The organism is Nocardia sp. CS682 (genome assembly GCF_004634405.1).
GTDB classification, from domain to species: Bacteria; Actinomycetota; Actinomycetes; order Mycobacteriales; family Mycobacteriaceae; genus Nocardia; species Nocardia ninae.
Genome location: NZ_CP029710.1, coordinates 1379244 through 1396147, shown reverse-complemented (window position 1 = coordinate 1396147; position 16904 = coordinate 1379244). Strand labels below are relative to the sequence as shown.

The window sequence follows — 16904 nt, the reverse complement described above, 5'->3', positions numbered from 1 at the left end:
CGGCGAGCGGGCTCACCGAGTGCGGGTTAGGGCAGGCTAACATGGTCGTCCGGCTGTCGATCGCAGCCCAGATGTGATCACGACGAAACCATGTCGGAAAGCGAGAACGGTTCGCGCCCGGTAGCGTTGATAGACCGGGACTGGGAGGAGCAGCACATGAGCCCCATCGAGAATTCGGATTCGGCGGCCTGGAGAGAGCTCGAGGCGGTACGCGCCGAAGCGGCTGCGCTCCGTAGGCAACTCGCCGATTCGCCGGATCGTGCACGGGAATTGGAAGCCCGCATCGATTCGCTGACGATTCGCAACACCAAGCTGATGGACACCCTCAAAGAGGCGCGCCAGCAGCTCATCGCCCTGCGTGAGGAAGTCGATCGGCTCGGCCAGCCACCGAGCGGATACGGAATTCTGATCGGCGTCTACGACGATCAGACCGTAGACGTGTTCACCTCGGGCCGGAAGATGCGGTTGACGTGTTCACCGAACATCGAGACCTCGACCCTCGAATACGGTCAAACCGTCCGCCTCAACGAGGCGCTCACGGTGGTCGAGGCCGGCATCTACGACGCGGTCGGCGAGATCGGCACCCTGCGGGAGATCCTCGACGACGGCCGCCGTGCCCTCGTGGTCGGTCATGCCGACGAGGAGCGGGTGGTCTGGCTGGCGGGTCCGCTGGCCAAGGTCGCCGAGTACGACGACATGGAGGATCCCGACTCCCCGATTCGCAAACTGCGCCCCGGTGACTCCCTCCTGGTCGACACCAAGGCAGGCTTCGCGTTCGAGCGCATCCCCAAGGCCGAGGTCGAAGACCTTGTGCTGGAAGAGGTTCCGGACGTCGACTACACCGATATCGGTGGCCTCGGCAGGCAGATCGAGCAGATCCGCGATGCGGTGGAGCTGCCCTTCCTGCACAAGGATCTGTTCCGCGAGTACGCGCTGCGCCCGCCCAAGGGTGTGCTGCTCTACGGTCCGCCCGGTTGCGGTAAGACGCTCATCGCCAAGGCGGTGGCGAACTCGCTGGCCAAGAAGATCGCCGAGGCACGCGGTGAGGATGCCAAGGAAGCCAAGTCGTTCTTCCTGAACATCAAGGGTCCCGAGCTGCTCAACAAGTTCGTGGGCGAGACCGAGCGCCACATTCGGATCATCTTCCAGCGGGCGCGCGAGAAGGCGTCCGAGGGCACACCGGTGATCGTGTTCTTCGACGAGATGGACTCCATCTTCCGCACCCGTGGTTCAGGCGTGTCCTCCGATGTGGAGACCACGGTCGTGCCGCAGCTGCTGTCGGAGATCGACGGCGTCGAGGGCCTCGAGAACGTCATCGTGATCGGCGCCTCCAACCGCGAGGACATGATCGACCCCGCGATCCTGCGGCCCGGCCGCCTGGACGTGAAGATCAAGATCGAGCGGCCGGACGCGGAGTCGGCACAGGACATCTTCTCGAAGTACCTGACCGAGACGCTGCCCCTGCACGCCGACGATCTCGCCGAGTTCGGCGGCGACAAGGCGCTGTGCGTCCGCGCGATGATCGAACGGGTCGTCGACCGGATGTACGCCGAGAGCGAGGACAACCGCTTCCTGGAGGTCACCTATGCCAACGGTGACAAGGAAGTCCTGTACTTCAAGGACTTCAACTCCGGCGCCATGATCCAGAACATCGTGGACCGCTCCAAGAAGTACGCCATCAAGTCCGTCCTCGACACCGGCAACCCCGGCCTGCGCATCCAGCATCTCTACGATTCGATCCAGGACGAGTTCTCCGAGAACGAGGACCTGCCCAACACCACGAATCCCGATGACTGGGCCCGCATCTCGGGTAAGAAGGGCGAGCGGATCGTCTACATCCGCACGTTGGTCACCGGTAAGAACGCCAGCGCGAGCAGGGCGATCGATACCGAGTCCAATACGGGTCAGTACCTGTAAGTTTCAGTGCCGAAGGCCGCGCTTCCGTTGGGAGCGCGGCCTTTTGGTGTGCCGGGATGAGCGGATTCCGTCGAATGCGCCGCCCGCCGGCAGCCGCAGGTGGGCGTTCGCCGCTCGGCGCTGGTAGTCGACGATCCCCATGAACGGGACATAGCGGCTGTGGGCTCCGCGTGTCGCCGCTACTTTGTCCCGCTGCTCTTGGCGGAATCCGGTTGTCCGGGGCGGGGGAGTGGCGGATTTCGGTGGGGTGGGAGCGCTGGGCCGCCGGAAGGCGGGATCGGGGGCAGACTCGGGGTATGAGTAATGAGATCAACTTGTCGACCGTTGTCGAGACGACCGCGGGGGCGGTGCGGGGTGTTGCCGAGGGGGCGGTGACGGTCTATCGGGGTATTCCGTACGCGCGGGCTGTGCGCTTCGGGCTGCCGGAACCGGTGGCACCGTGGACGGAGGTGCGGGACGCGACCGAATTCGGTCCGGCGGCACCGCAGTTGGCGTCGCGGCTCGAGCGGGTGATGGGGTCGTTCGAGGTGGCACAGGCCGAGGATTGTCTGTCGTTGAACGTGTGGGCGCCGCCGGGGGACGGTCATCCGGTGCTTGTTTTCCTCCATGGCGGCGGATTCTCCAGCGGGGCGGGCAGTCTCGGGTGGTACGACGGGGCCGAGGTGGCGGCGCTGGGGGACGTTGTGGTGGTGACGATCAACTATCGGCTGGGTGCGCTCGGATTCCTTCGGTTGCCGGGGGTGAGTGACGGGAATCTAGGGCTGCGCGATCAGATCGCGGCGCTGACCTGGGTGCGGAACAATATCGCCGCGTTCGGTGGTGATCCGGCGCGGGTGACGGCCTCGGGTCAGTCGGCGGGTGCGATCTCGCTGGTGGCGATGCTGTCCGGGAAGCAGGCGGAGGGGTTGTTCCAGCAGGCCATCTTGCAGAGCCCGCCGCTCGGGATGCTGCCCGCTACGCCGGAAGCGGCGGAGCGGGTCGGTGCGAAGTTGTTGCGAGAGTTGGGGGTCGAAGCGGAGCGGCTCGGCGAGGTGCCGGTGACGGCGTTGCTGGCGGCGCAGTCGGCCGTGGCGAGAGGAGAGGAGGGGCAAGTGGTGCCGCCGTTCCAGTTGGTGGCGGATGGGGAGTTGGTCGCGCCCGATCTGGTGCGTGCGGTGGGTGAGCGCGACTTGCGCATGCTGATGGGCACGACGCGAGATGAGGTGGCGGCGTTCTTCTCCGACGACTGGGACGCGGTTGCGCAGGTCTCCGAGCAGATCTTCGGCGGGCCGACCCGGCAGTTGAGCGAGTCGCTGAATGCGGGCAGCGGTGCGGCCTGGTTGTTCGAGTTCGAGTGGCAGCCTGCGGGCAGTCCGTTTCGTGCGTGCCACTGCCTCGAGCTGCCGTTCGTGCTCGGTAGCGCGGCGGCGTGGCAGGACGCGCCGATGCTGCACGGGGAGCGCCCGCAGTCGCTGGTCGACGAGATGCGTGGCAGCTGGATCGCTTTCGTCAAGGACGGTGAGCCGGGGTGGGAGCGTGGGGTTATCCGGCACTTCGGCTGACCGAGCCCTCGGCTGACCAAGCGTGCTAATATCTGGCCGTGCGGTCAGAAAATAATCAGGACGGCCAGCGGAAGTCGTTCATCGAGGAGGCGCGGCGGCGACAGATCATCGCGTCGGCGGTGGAGGTGATCTCCGAAGTCGGATACGGCAATGCGTCGCTGGCGCGGATCGCCGAGCATGCCGGGATCTCCAAAGGGGTCATCTCCTACCACTTCGCCGGGAAAGACGATCTGATGACGCAGCTGGTCGTCCAGCTGTATCTGTCGGCGGCCGAGTACGTCGGGCCGAAGGTCACGGCGGCGACCGGGCCACGAAACATGTTGCTGGCCTACATCGCATCGAATCTGGACTTCATCGATGCGAACAAGAACTACGTCTCGGCGCTCACCGAGGTGGTGCTGAATCTGCGTGACGCGGACGGCAGGCCGAAGTTCGCCTCGGCCGACGGAGAGCAGGCGATAATCGAGCCGCTGATCGAAGTCATGCGGGAAGGTCAGCGCGCAGGGGAGTTCGGCGATTTCGATCCGGTGGCGATGGCGAAATCCATCCGCGACGCGGTCGACGGCGCGGCCGGGCGGGCGATCAAGGAGCCGAACTTCGACATGGACGGGTTTTCGGCGCATATGTGCCGGTTGTTCGATGTGGCGACACGAAAGGCGGGGGAAGATGACTGACACTACGACAACCTCAGTGCGGCAACTGGATACGCACGAGCAACGGCCGTTCGCGCTCGCCGGGGTAGGTGCCGTCGCGGTCCTCTCGGCGATCGCACTGCTGGCCTCGGCCGGTCGGTACGGATTCTTCGGCGACGAGCTGTACTTCATCTCGGCTGGGCGCAGGCTCTCCTTCGGTTACGCCGATCAGGGTCCGCTGGTGCCCGCGATCGCCCGGCTGATGGATGTGCTCGCGCCGGGATCGCTGGTGGCGCAGCGTATTCCGGCGCTGCTGGTGACGGTGGCGGCGGTGGTCATCAGTGCGCAGATCGCCAGGGAGTTCGGCGGCGGGCACCGTGCCCAGATCCTGACCGCAATCGCCTATGCGAGTTCACCATTCCTGCTGGTGCAGGGAACCCAGTTGGCCACCAACACCGTCGACACCGCGCTCTGGGTGTTGATCAGCTGGTTGCTCGTCCGCTGGGTGCGCACGCGGCGGGACTCGCTGCTGCTGTGGGCGTCGCTGGCCACCGCCCTGGATATGCAGGTCAAATGGTTGATTCCGTTCTTCTGGGTCGCGGTCGCGATCGGCGTGCTCTGCTATGGACCACGCGATCTGCTCCGCCGTCCCGCACTGTGGGCGGGCGCGGCGCTGGTGGTGCTGCTGACGCTGCCGAGCCTGATCTGGCAGGCCGGGCACGGCTGGCCGCAACTGCGGCTCGGCGCGGTGATCGCCGCCGAACAAGCCACCATCGGCGGCCGCTACACCTGGCTGCCGCTGGCCGTCGCCTCCGCAGGCCTGCTCGGCGGCCTGCTGCTGATCTACGGCATCGTGACGCTGTTCCGCTGGGAACCGTTGCGCCAGTATCGGTTCCTGGCTCCGCTGCCGCTGCTGCTTGCCGTGGCCTTCATCGCCACCGACGGCAGGCCGTACTACGCGGCGGGCTGCTACGCCGTGATCTTCGCCGCGGGCGCGGTTCGCTGGACCGAGCAGATGGGTCGCCTGCGCACGATCGTCACCCTCGTGCTGGTCGTCGTATCCGTTGCCCTAGTGGCCTTTACCATGCCGTGGCGACCCGAATCCGATTACACACCGGCCGAGAACGAGGCCCAAGCCGGACTGTCGATCGGCGTGTACGGCAGATTCGGCTGGCCCGAACTCGCCGCCGCCACCGCGACTGCTTACCGATCCCTGCCCGAGGCCGACCGCGCCGCCACGGTCATCATCACCGACTCCTACTGGCAGGCAAGCGCACTCGACGTATTCAGCGCCGAGAACAACCTGCCCGACGTCTACAGCCCCAACCGCGGTTTCGGTTACTTCGGCACCCCGCCCGACTCCGCGACCACCGTCCTCTGGGTCGGTGACGACGCCTCCGACATCCGTCCCCTCTTCGCCTCGGTAACCCCCATCGGCCGCGCCGACACCCCCCTCGGCTTCCCCGGTGCCACCCGCGACGTCACCATCTGGCGCTGCGACGGGCCCCGCGCCCCCTGGTCCCACACCTGGCCCGACCTACTCCGCTTGGACTGAGCGCAGGCGCGGGGTCAACTCAGCCGACGGCTCCAAGCTCCGGCTACCGGCGGCCGTCGGCGAGAAATTCGGTTCGCAGTCGCTGGATCAGGTCGCGGTAGCTTCTGCCGTAGGTGGCGGCGGTGTGCCGGACAGCTTCGAAGGCCACCCTGGTGGCATGCGGCGGAAAACAAGTCGCGGCGGGTTGCTCGTTTCTGCAACCCTTCGAGCATGGTCGACAAGGTGTTCACCGATACCCGGCTCGCCGCGCTGTACGACAGTTTCAGTCCGGAGGACGCACGCGACGACTTCCGGTTCTACTTGCCCCTGGTCATGGCCGCGCCCTCGGTCCTGGATCTGGGCTGTGGAACGGGAGCGCTCCTGCACAGGGCGCGGGTGGACGGCCATACCGGCCGGCTGTGCGGAGTGGATCCCGCGCCGGGCATGCTCGAAGTGGCACGGAAGCAGGACGATATCGAGTGGGTCCTCGGTGACGCGAGCGCGCTGCGCGGCCGGGACGATCGGTTCGATCTGGTGGTGATGACGGGGCACGCGTTCCAAGTGCTGGTCGGTGACGACGAGCTTCGGTCGACGCTGGCCGTGATCGCCGCGACACTGACCGGCACCGGTCGTTTCGTCTTCGAAACCCGCAATCCTCTTGCGCGGGAATGGGAGACGTGGCATCAGCGATACTCGGGCGAAGTTTCGGACGAGACCGGTGCGGTGGTGCGGTGCGTCTGTCACGTCACCGAACCGGTCGACGGTGAGCTCGTCTCCTTCACCCACACCTTCACCAGCGACCGATGGCCCCGGGCCGAGATCAGCTACAGCACGCTCCGATTCCTCGACGCGCCCACCCTCGCGACCTTCCTGTCCGCCGCGGGACTGGTCGTCGCCGAACAGTTCGGCGACTGGGACCGCAGCCCCCTGACCCCGACCAGCCCGGAGATCATCACTGTCGCCTGCCGCGCATGAGGACTTCCGTGTGCGTCTGTTGACTTGTCAGCAAAGTCGACGCCGGGCAGTCCTGGGAAATGCTGTGTGGCAACGAAATTCACGCGGCTGGCGACCTTCCGTCGCGGAAATGCATTCGTAGGACGTTTGGTACTGGATCTTGATAGCATCGGCTCGACGGAGGCGTTCTCACTGTTGAGGGGCACGCGTCGAGTGTCCGGTCGGCGCCTCACGGGAGGTGTATCCGGTTGTCCGGTCACGGTATTGGCGTCGGGCGGTTGCTGACCGCGCTGGTGTGCGTCGGGGTTTTGGTCGGGGGGTGTACGCCGGGCTCGGACACCGATGATCCGGCGAGTACGCAGACGGGGGCGCCAGGGCAGGCGGGGGCCTGGCCGCCGAACACCGGGCGGGGAAAATGCGCGGTGGACAAGGAAACCGACGTGCCGGGGGCGATGCGCGACGGGACGATCTTGCGGGCGGATGTGTATCGCCCTCAGACCAGCGATCCGGTGCCGGTGATTCTGATGCGGACGCAGTACGGGAAATCCTTTGCGCAAGTGAGCTCTTCGCGTTATCAGACGCCGGACTGGTTCGCCTCGCACTGCTATCTGGTGGTGATTCAGGACATTCGCGGCGTCGGGAAGTCGGACGGGACGTTCACCGAGTTCGACAACGACCTGCGCGACGGGTACGACAGCGTCGAGTGGGCGGCCCAATTGCCCGGCACGAACGGCAAAGTGGGCATGTACGGGTCGTCCTACATCGGCGCGACGCAGTGGCTCGCCGCGGTCGAGACGCCGCCGCACCTGGCCGCCATCGTGCCCGCCAACACCTCGTCGGACTACTACGACGGCTGGACCTATGAGGGCGGGCAGTTCCGGCTCGGCTTCGTCGAACCGTGGGCGGTGAGCACGATCGGCCTCGCCGCCGCCGAGCATCGCCGCGACACCGCGGCGATCGAGCAGATCCGCGCGGCCATGGACAATGCCACCCGGTGGATGAATTTCCGTCCATACAAGGACTTTCCGCCGCTGCAGCCGGGCAATCCGGCGGTCGCGCCCTGGTACTTCGACTGGATCCGCAACTCGACCTACAACGACTACTGGAAGAAGTGGAGCATCCGCGAGCGCTACCAGAACGTGAAGGTGCCGGTGCTGAACATGGAAGGCTGGTACGACTCGTTCCTGGCCGGCGGCATCGAGAACTTCACCGGCATGGTCGACAAGGGCGGTACGCCGGAGGCGCGACAGAACCAGCGACTGGTCATCGGCCCGTGGGACCACGTCGGGTGGGGGCGCCCGACCTCGACGATAGCGCCGCTGCTCGATCAGCTCGGACCGGTGGGCAACAGCCCGATCAACGAGCTGATGCTGGCCTGGTACGACCACTTCCTCAAGGGCGTGAACAACGGCGTCGCGGGCAAGCCTCGAGTCGACTACTACGTGATGGGCGCCAACCGGTGGAAGTCGGCGCCGAGCTGGCCGCTGCCGCAAACCCAGTGGAAGACTTACTATTTCAGTGGTGACGGCGAGAACGGCTCGTCCGGCCGCACCGGCAAACTGGTCGAGCAGGCACCGACCGGACCCGCCGAAGGCGACCGCTACCTCTACGACCCGACCGATCCGGCCCCGAGTGTCGGCGGCCATTCCTGCTGCGGTGTCGGCAATACGCCGCAGGGGCCGTTCGACCAGGCCGCGGTGGAGCAGCGGACCGACGTGCTCACCTACGACACCGCCCCGCTCGGCACCGACACCGAGATCACCGGCCCGATCACGGTGAAACTGTGGGCCTCCTCGACCGCGCCCGACACCGATTTCGTTGCGCGCCTGGAGGTTCTCGCTCCGGACGGCTCCGCGGTGAACCTGAACAACGGCATCATCCGCGCCGCCTTCCGCGACTCACTCACCAACCCCACCCCGATCGTGCCGGGCCAGCCCTACGAGTTCACCATCAAGATCTGGCCGACCAGCTATCAATTCAAGGCAGGCGACCGGATCCGCCTCGCCATCTCCAGCAGCGACTACCCCCAGTACGCGCCGAATCCGAACACCGGCGAACCCTTCGGCGAAAGCACCCGCACCGAACTAGCCACCCAAACCATCTTCAAGGACCCCGAACACCCGTCGTCGGTGATCGTCCCGATCATCCCCGCAGGCAACGACGGCGCGACGACCTTCCCGCTCACCCCGCACAAGTAGCGGCCACACGACCCCTGGATATGGCGATGGCGGCGTCCGAGGACGCCGCCATCGCCGAGGGGATATCCCTATCGGGCACCGGCTCCGATTCGATACTCACGGAGGTATCGAGGGCAAGTGATGGACTGTCGGTCCGGTCGCCCCCTGGATCGAAGCAAGGGGGTGTCAGCCCTCCCTACAGACTGCGGGCGAACAGTGTCGAGTCACAGCATCTTTCGGTAGTACACGACACGTTCACGTTCTTCGAAGCCCAGGGCCGCATGCATGTTCTGTCCCTCGGCATTGCTCAGCAAAGCATCTGAGCCGAGTTCGGTGCAGCCGTTCTCGCGACCCCATGTCTCCATCACCTCGCACAGTGCCCGGGCTACTCCGCTTCTGCGGTGGCGGGGGATCACGAAGAGTCCTTCGAGGAACGCAACCGGTGATGTATCACACCCGTTGACGTAGTCGTGGCGCAGTGTGACTTCACCGAAGCCGACTGCGGCGCCGCGCTCGTCGCGTGCGAGAAATGCTGCCGCGTCGCGGGTTCCGTCGTATTGCTCGCCGACCTCGGAGCGATGCTCGACAACAGACCCGTCCGGCCATAGTTGCGCGCGCAGGGCGGCCAACTCGTCCAGATCGTCCGCGCCGCAAGGATGTATCCGCATGCCCGCACGGTATTCCCGGTTGATGGTTGGCTCAACGGATTTTGGTGATGTGGCACTGAAACTGCGGGCTGGGCACGGCACTGCACCCGCTCGCTGATCGGCGGGTCGGAAATCCCGACGGTCGCATACGATTGTGTCGGTGCGAGACGAAGAAGCGATGGCGATCCGCGTCGCGGACGAAGTCGCCAAGATTCCCAGCGGTCAGCTGGTCGAGAGGTTGCGAGGCTACCTCGTTCGCCCGCGCGTCTGCATGCTCGACTGGGACTACGGGGACCGGCATCCCGAATTCCAGGAGCCGCAGTATCCCGGGTTCATCGTGGCCGAGTTTCTCGAGTCCGGGACGGGCATCGCCTACTCCGAGTATGGCTTCGGGCCACCACATGTGTGGGGCCTTGTCGGGCTCGAACACCCTGGATTCGGCATGGATTCGGGTTGGTTCGCGACACTCGAAGCCGCGTTCCGCGATTCGATGGCGTGGAGCGAGCCGCCGCCGCCCGGCTATGAAGTGGACTGAGCCTCGCCCAGCGGAGGTCCTGTCTCTATCAGCGGTCCGTCGACGCTACCGAGACCCGGCGTCACCACCTTCCCGCTCACCCCGCACAGGTAGCGGCGAGTGGCACAGCGGCTCCCGGTCCTGTGCCACTCGGCCCCTGGATACGGTGATGGCGGCGTCCGAGGACGCCGCCATCACCGAGGGGTATTACTTCTTGAAGGTTTCGACCTTGTTGAGGACGACGTCGTCGCGCGGGGTGCCGTCGGGGCCGCCGTCCCGAGTACCGAGGGCGGCGACGGACTGGAGGACGTCCAGGCCGCCGGTGATGCGCCCGAACGGGGTGTAGTTCGGGGGCAGCTGGCTGTCCCGGTAGACCAGGAAGAACTGGCTGCCGTTGGTGTTCGGACCCGCGTTGGCCATGGCGACGGTGCCTGCCCGGTAGGTGGCGCCTGCCAGATTCTCGTCCGCGATCTGGTAGCCGGGGCCGCCGGTGCCGGTGGCCGTCGGGTCACCGCATTGCAGCACGTAGATGCCGTCGGTGGTGATCCGGTGGCACTTGGTGTGGTTGAAGTACTGCTCGTTGGACAGGAAGGCGAACGAGTTGACCGTCTGCGGCGCTGCCGGATCGAGGTCGATCTGGATTGCCCCGCAGGTGGTGTCGAGCGTCGCGGCGTAGCTGGCGCCGGGCTCGGTGGCCGGGCCGGGCGCCGGGTAGGTGCGCGCGGTCACGGCGCCTTCCGCGGGCGCATTGCACTGGGCGGGCTGCTGGGTGCGCACGCTCCAGGTATCGGCCGAAACGCCGCCGGACGCGAACGCCGCGAGCGCTGCGGCGACCGCCGCGACGCCGACGACCCGCAGCACGCCGCGGGGTACCCCGAACCGCCACCCCTGCTTGATGCCTAAATGCCGCCCCTGCACTTCGCTGCTCACCGCTAGGAATCTCCTTCATTCGGATTGCGCACCGGACGATGCCGTGCCGAATCATTCCATCTCCCCGCCGATAGCGTGCCGGGACCGCCTCGATCACTGCGGAATCCGCGTGCCCCCGGGTGCCTTGCATAACCAGCAGGTTCTTCGCGCACCCGATGCATGTCTGTGGGCTATGTGAACGGGCTTCAGGCGCGGCGGATGCGGCGATAGGTGGGGGCGGCGGTGGTGGCGGCCGTGAGTTCGGTGGCGAGCCAATCCAGGTCGCCGTCGGCGAGCGCCGAGACGGTGATGCGGAGGTGGTCGACGGGCGGCTGGTCGCCGACGCTGAACGGCCCGCCGGGCGCCGCCTTGATGCCCGCCGCGGCGAGCGAGATCATGGCGGCGTTCTCGTCGGCGACCGGCAGCCAGAGATTGATGCCGTCCCCGCGCGCGACGGCGACGCCGCGGCGTGCCAGGGCGCGGCGGAGTTCCGTTGAGCGCCTGCGGTATTCGGTACGCGCGGTGGTGACGGCCTGGATCGCCGCCGGGTCGTCGAGCATGCTCAGCAGGACGCGCTGGAGCAGCCTGCTGGTCCAGCCTGCGCCCAGCATGCGGCGTTCGATGACCGGGTCGAGCAGGTCCGCCGGCCCGCCCGCCACGGCCAACCGCAGGTCGGCGCCGTGCGATTTGGAGTACGAGCGAATGTGGACGGTGCGCCGGGGGAGCCGGCTGCCGAGGGAACGCAGTGCGGCGGCGGCGATTCCGGCGGAGTGATCGTCCTCGATGATGAGAGTGCCCGTGTCCCGCAGGATGTCGGCCAGTTCGCGGAGGCGGGCAGCGGTGAGGGAGACCCCGGTGGGGTTCTGCGCGCGCGGTTGCAGAATCAGCGCGGTGGCGCCGTGCACCGCGACAGCGCGCGCGAGTTCGGCGGGCAGCAAACCGGATTCGTCCATGCGGACGGGAACGGGCCGGGCGCCGAGACCGGCGAGCAGGTCGAGAAACGGTGGGAAGCAAGGGTCTTCGACCGCTACCGCGTCGCCGAGCCGGACGTGCGCGGACAGCAGCCGGTCCACGGCGTCCAGCGCGCCGTCGAGGACGGCGAGCCGTTCGGCGCGAAACGGCCAGTCCGCTCGGACTTTCGCGGCCAGCTCGGGCAGCACTGCCTCGCCCAGATAGTCGGCGGCGAGGTCGCTGGCCCCGTCCTTGGTGAGGTCGCGCAGCGCGGCGCCCAGATCGGGCAGCAGTTCCGGGTCAGGGGTGCCACGGGACAGGTCGACGCGGAACGCGCTCAAAGACGGCGGGTGCAGCCGCTGGTAGCGGCCGACTGCGGTACCGGACCCATTGGTGGCGGCGCCGACGAAGGTGCCTGCCCGGCCGCGCGCGACGATCGCACCGGCCGCGGCGAGCGCCCGCCACGCCTGGTTCACGGTCGCGGGCGAGACCTTCAACTCGCGGGCGACTTCACGGACGGTGGGCAGCCGCGAGCCCGGTGTCAACGTCCCCGAACGGATCAGCCTGCTGACGGCCGCCGCGATCCCCGCGGGCGTCCGGTCGGCCAGGTCCGCGATGAACCGCCCCGACCCGTTCGTGGAGGCCGTAACCTCGCCGATTCGCTCGCTCACACCGTCATTCTGCGTCGGGGGCGTCGCCGGAACTACGACCAGGCTCGAGGTTTACGGCTACGAAACTGTTTCCGCAATCTTGTAACACAACCGAATTGGTTCGGAGTGAAGTATAACAAAGCATGGGAATCGTTCGAGCGGCGCTCGTCCAGACCAACTGGACCGGCGACAAAGAGTCCATGATCAAAGCGCATGAGGATTACGCCCGCCAGGCGGCCGCGCAGGGCGCGAAGGTGATCTGCTTCCAGGAGTTGTTCTACGGCCCGTACTTCTGCCAACTGCAGGACGCGAAGTTCTACGAGTACGCGGAGTCGGTGCCGGGCCCGACGACGGAGCGATTCGCCGCGCTGGCAAGGGAATTGGGCATGGTGATGGTCCTGCCCGTGTACGAGCAGGAGCAACCCGGCCTGCTCTACAACACCGCGGCGGTGATCGACGCCGACGGCAGTTATCTCGGCAAATACCGAAAACACCACATTCCGCACGTCAACGGCTTCTGGGAGAAGTTCTACTTCCGGCCGGGCAATCTGGGCTGGCCGGTGTTCGACACCGCGGTCGGGAAGGTCGGCGTCTACATCTGTTACGACCGGCATTTCCCGGAGGGCTGGCGCGCGCTCGGCCTGGCGGGCGCGGAAATCGTGTTCAACCCGTCCGCGACCTCGCGTGGCCTGTCGGGCTACCTGTGGAAGCTGGAGCAGCCGGCCTCCGCGGTGGCCAACGAGTACTACATCGGCGCGATCAACCGGGTCGGCGTCGAGGAGTACGGCGACGACGACTTCTACGGGACCAGCTACTTCGTCGACCCCGAGGGCAAGTTCGTCGGCGAGGTTGCCTCGGATACCGATCCCGAACTGGTGATCCGCGACCTCGATCTGGATCTGATCAAGGTGGTCCGTGACCGGTGGGCCTTCTACCGCGACCGCAGGCCGGACGCCTATGGCCCGCTGGTAGCTCCCTGAGCGCGGGGCGGATTACATGGCACTGACCTTCATCCACGGCGGCACGGTGGTCTCGGCCACCGGATCGCAACTGCTCGATGTGCTGGTGGACGGCGAAACCATTGTCGCGGTCCTGCAACCCGGCGCTACCGCCCTCGGGGCGGACCTGACCACCACTGCCGAGACCGTGATCGACGCGACCGGTAAATACGTGATTCCCGGTGGGGTAGACGGACATACGCACATGCAGATGCCGTTCGGCGGCACCGAGGCGTCCGACACCTTCGAGACCGGAACCCGCGCCGCGGCCTGGGGCGGTACCACGACCATCGTCGATTTCGTGGTGCAGACGCCGGGGGAGCGGTTGCAGGACACGCTCGGCGCATGGCACCAGAAGGCGGCGGGCAAGTGCGCCGTCGACTACGGCTTCCATCAGATCATCGGTGAGGTCAACGACGAATCCCTCAAGGGGATGAGCGAACTCGTCTCCGAGGGCGTGACCAGCTTCAAGCTGTTCATGGCCTACCCGGGTGTCTTCTACTCGACCGACGGTCAGATCCTGCGCGCCATGCAGGCGGCGGGCGATCTGGGCGCGCTGCTGATGATGCACGCGGAGAACGGGATCGCCATCGACGTGCTCGTCGAGCAGGCCATCGCCCGCGGCGACACCGCGCCGTACTTCCACGGCACCAGCCGCCCCTGGCAGATGGAAGAGGAGGCCACGCATCGCGCGATCATGTTGGCGCAGTTGACCGGTGCGCCGCTGTACGTGGTGCACGTGTCGGCGAAGCAGGCGCTGGAACAGATCGCCACCGCACGGGGCAACGGGCAGAACGTCTTCGGCGAAACCTGCCCGCAGTACCTGTACCTGTCGCTCGAAGAACAGTTGGGCGCACCAGGTTTCGAGGGCGCCAAGTGGGTCTGCTCGACGCCGCTGCGGTCCAGGGCCGAGGGGCACCAGGACGAGCTGTGGCGCTACCTGCGCACCGGCGACGTGACCACGGTCAGCACCGACCACTGCCCGTTCTGCATGAAGGACCAGAAGGAAATGGGCATCGGCGATTTCAGCAAGATCCCGAACGGGATCGGCGGCGTCGAGCACCGGATGGACCTGATGTTCCAGGGCGTCAAGAGTGGGCAGATCTCGCTCGAGCGCTGGGTCGAGGTGTGCTGCACCACGCCGGCCCGGATGTTCGGCATGTACCCGCGCAAGGGCGTCATCAGCCCCGGTGCGGACGCCGACATCGTGATCTACGACCCCAACGGCCACACCAGCATCGGGCTCGGCAAGACCCACCACATGAACATGGACTACTCGGCCTATGAGGGCTTCGAGATCGACGGCCACGTCGACACCGTGCTCTCCCGCGGCCGGGTGGTCATCGACCACGGCAGTTACCTGGGCAGCGCCGGGCACGGCCGGTTCGTCAAACGCGCACTGTCGCAGAACCTGATCTGACACCCACAGCTCCCGCACAGCTGTATCCGACTTCGAAACGGAGAGTGCCGCATGGACATCGGTGTGGTGCTGCAATGCACACCCCCCGCCTCCCGGGTGGTCGAACTGGCCAGACAGGCCGAGACGCACGGGTTCTCGCACGTCTGGACGTTCGACTCGCACCTGTTGTGGCAGGAGCCCTACGTCATCTACAGCCAGATCCTGGCCGCCACTCGGAAAGTCGTGGTTGGCCCCATGGTGACCAACCCGGCCACCCGGGACTGGACGGTGACCGCGTCGACCTTCGCCACGCTGAACGACATGTTCGGCAACCGCACCGTCTGCGGCATCGGCCGCGGCGACTCGGCGGTGCGCACGCTCGGCGGCAAGCCAACCACGCTGGCCACGCTGCGCGAAGCCATCGAGGTGATCCGGGAACTCGGCAACGGGCGCAGCGCCCGGGTCGGCGACACCATCGTGCGGTTCCCGTGGGCCGGTGACTCCCGGCTCGAGGTCTGGATGGCCGGATACGGCCCGCGTGCGCTGGATCTCACCGGCGAGGTCGCCGACGGGTTCATCCTGCAACTCGCCGATCCGGACATCACCGCGTGGACCATCGCTCGGGTGCGGGCCGCCGCCGAACGAGCCGGGCGCGACCCCGGGGCGGTGAAAATCTGTGTCGCCGCACCGGCGTACGTCACCGACGGGTCGGATACGGCATTGGCGCACGCTCGTGAACAGTGCCGCTGGTTCGGCGGCATGGTCGGCAACCACGTGGCCGATATCGTGGCGAAATACGGTGCGGGCAGCGATGTTCCGGCCGCGCTGACCGAATACATCGCGGGCAGACAGGGGTACGACTACAACCAGCACGGGCGCGCGGGTAATACGCACGCGGAGTTCGTGCCCGACACCATCGTGGACCGCTTCTGCCTGCTCGGCACACCGGATGATCAACTGGCGCGGCTGCGGGAGCTGGAGAAGCTCGGCGTCGACCAGTTCGCGGTCTATCTGCAGCACGACGCGAAGTCCGCGACGTTGGAGGCGTACGGCGAGTCGGTGTTACCGCGGCTGGCGCATCCCGTCACCGCCACGGAGGTGGTCTGATGGCAGCGGCACACACCGGTGTGGCTGTGCGGGCGCAGCTGTGTGCGGAGCGCAGGTGAGGTTGCGTACGGCACGGGCCGGGTACGCGGTCGCCGTGCTCGTGCTGGTGCTCGGCTGCTGGGAATTGGTGAAACTCGTTGTCCCCGAAGGCGGAGCGAGCATCGGTGATCAGCGGATCCTGCCGCGCACCGGGGACGGGGCGCTGCCGCACGTGTGGTCGGTCGTGACGGTGCTCGGCGAGCGGGACGGTAATGGGACGGTCGGCGTCACCTTGGTGCGGACCGCCGGATTCACCCTCGGCCTGGCGTTGCTCGCACTGTTGATCGGCACCGTCATCGGCGTGCTGCTCGCCGTCGTGATGCAGCGATTCACCTTTGTCGAGCGTGGCTTGCTGCCGTATATTATTGTGTCGCAAACGGTTCCGCTGATCGCGCTGGCTCCGCTGGTCGCCGGGTGGGGCGGCAAGATCGTGATCGCGGGTGAGCCGTGGCGGCCGTGGATGAGTATCGCGGTCATCGCCTCGTACCTGGCGTTCTTCCCGGTGGCGGTCGGCATGTTGCGCGGACTGCAGGCACCGTCGAAGGCGTCGGTCGAACTGCTGCACAGCTATTCGGCCAGCTGGTGGGAGACCCTGCTGCACCTGAGGCTGCCTGCCGCTGTCCCGCACCTGCTGCCCGCCTTGCGGTTGGCCGCCGCCGCCTCGGTGATCGGGGCCGTTGTCGCCGAGATCTCCACCGGCACCGCGGGTGGCATCGGCCGCCAGATCATCGTCTTCTCCCAGCAGGCCACCGGTGACGCCTCCCGGCTCTACGCGGCGGTCCTGGCCGCCGCGCTGCTCGGTGTCGTCGTCACCGCGGTCGTCGGCGTGGCCGAACTGGCGCTGCGTCGCTACAGCAGGCCGGTCGGGGCCGCCCGGCCTGCGGGAGGCGGCCGATGAGGGCCCGTTCGTGCGCTGAGCGGGTCCGGGCCGTCGC

General features: G+C 67.0%; 14 protein-coding genes. 11 read left to right on the top strand and 3 right to left on the bottom strand.

The features are described 5' to 3' along the window. The first annotated feature begins 156 nt into the window (after positions 1-156). From arc to DMB37_RS05860, 6 genes are all read left to right on the top strand, one after another. On the top strand, positions 157-1917 hold the full coding sequence (arc, locus tag DMB37_RS05885) for a proteasome ATPase (protein WP_135231828.1): 1761 nt from the start codon (positions 157-159) through the stop codon (positions 1915-1917). Positions 1918-2213: 296 nt separating this feature from the next. Continuing rightward, on the top strand, positions 2214-3458 hold the full coding sequence (locus DMB37_RS05880; RefSeq protein WP_135231827.1) for a carboxylesterase/lipase family protein: 1245 nt from the start codon (positions 2214-2216) through the stop codon (positions 3456-3458). A gap of 38 nt (positions 3459-3496) precedes the next feature. Then, positions 3497-4132, top strand: a complete 636-nt coding sequence (locus DMB37_RS05875) for a TetR/AcrR family transcriptional regulator (protein WP_135231826.1) — start codon at positions 3497-3499, stop codon at positions 4130-4132. Continuing rightward, the gene (locus tag DMB37_RS05870) at positions 4125-5645 is read left to right on the top strand and encodes a glycosyltransferase family 39 protein (protein ID WP_167768757.1); all 1521 of its coding nucleotides are present in this window, start codon (positions 4125-4127) and stop codon (positions 5643-5645) included. The genes DMB37_RS05875 and DMB37_RS05870 overlap by 8 nt, the downstream gene beginning before the upstream one ends. 210 nt (positions 5646-5855) lie before the next feature. Continuing rightward, entirely contained in the window at positions 5856-6599 is a 744-nt protein-coding gene (locus DMB37_RS05865; protein ID WP_135231825.1) for a class I SAM-dependent methyltransferase, read from the top strand. Positions 6600-7030: 431 nt separating this feature from the next. After that, positions 7031-8776, top strand: a complete 1746-nt coding sequence (locus DMB37_RS05860; protein ID WP_135237371.1) for a CocE/NonD family hydrolase — start codon at positions 7031-7033, stop codon at positions 8774-8776. A 203-nt stretch (positions 8777-8979) separates the two neighbouring features. Here DMB37_RS05860 and aac(6') read toward each other — a convergent pair whose 3' ends face one another. Further along, positions 8980-9423, bottom strand: a complete 444-nt coding sequence (gene aac(6') / locus DMB37_RS05855; protein ID WP_135231824.1) for an aminoglycoside 6'-N-acetyltransferase — start codon at positions 9421-9423, stop codon at positions 8980-8982. Positions 9424-9562: 139 nt separating this feature from the next. On the opposite strand from aac(6'), the gene DMB37_RS05850 reads away from it, so the two are divergent. Continuing rightward, positions 9563-9937: a hypothetical protein gene (locus tag DMB37_RS05850; protein ID WP_135231823.1), complete on the top strand. Its 375-nt coding sequence runs from the start codon at positions 9563-9565 to the stop codon at positions 9935-9937. A gap of 186 nt (positions 9938-10123) precedes the next feature. Here DMB37_RS05850 and DMB37_RS05845 read toward each other — a convergent pair whose 3' ends face one another. After that, positions 10124-10846 carry a peptidylprolyl isomerase gene (locus DMB37_RS05845; RefSeq protein ID WP_240772261.1) on the bottom strand — a complete coding sequence of 241 codons (723 nt, stop codon included), beginning with the start codon at positions 10844-10846 and terminating at the stop codon, positions 10124-10126. Positions 10847-11031: 185 nt separating this feature from the next. Further along, complete coding sequence (locus DMB37_RS05840; RefSeq protein WP_240772260.1) at positions 11032-12447, bottom strand: PLP-dependent aminotransferase family protein; 1416 nt, start codon at positions 12445-12447, stop codon at positions 11032-11034. A 122-nt stretch (positions 12448-12569) separates the two neighbouring features. Here DMB37_RS05840 and DMB37_RS05835 point away from each other — a divergent pair, with 122 nt between their 5' ends. Genes DMB37_RS05835 through DMB37_RS05820 form a run of 4 tightly spaced genes read left to right on the top strand, consistent with a single transcriptional unit; the run spans position 12570 to position 16867 of the window. Further along, positions 12570-13406: a nitrilase-related carbon-nitrogen hydrolase gene (locus DMB37_RS05835; RefSeq protein WP_135231822.1), complete on the top strand. Its 837-nt coding sequence runs from the start codon at positions 12570-12572 to the stop codon at positions 13404-13406. 16 nt (positions 13407-13422) lie between these two features. Continuing rightward, on the top strand, positions 13423-14844 hold the full coding sequence (gene hydA, locus DMB37_RS05830; RefSeq protein WP_135231821.1) for a dihydropyrimidinase: 1422 nt from the start codon (positions 13423-13425) through the stop codon (positions 14842-14844). Positions 14845-14895: 51 nt separating this feature from the next. Beyond that, a complete protein-coding gene (locus DMB37_RS05825; RefSeq protein ID WP_135231820.1) occupies positions 14896-15930 on the top strand; it encodes a TIGR03842 family LLM class F420-dependent oxidoreductase in 1035 nt (344 codons plus the stop codon). 55 nt (positions 15931-15985) lie between these two features. Beyond that, positions 15986-16867, top strand: a complete 882-nt coding sequence (locus tag DMB37_RS05820) for an ABC transporter permease (protein WP_135231819.1) — start codon at positions 15986-15988, stop codon at positions 16865-16867. The last annotated feature ends 37 nt before the right edge of the window (positions 16868-16904 follow it).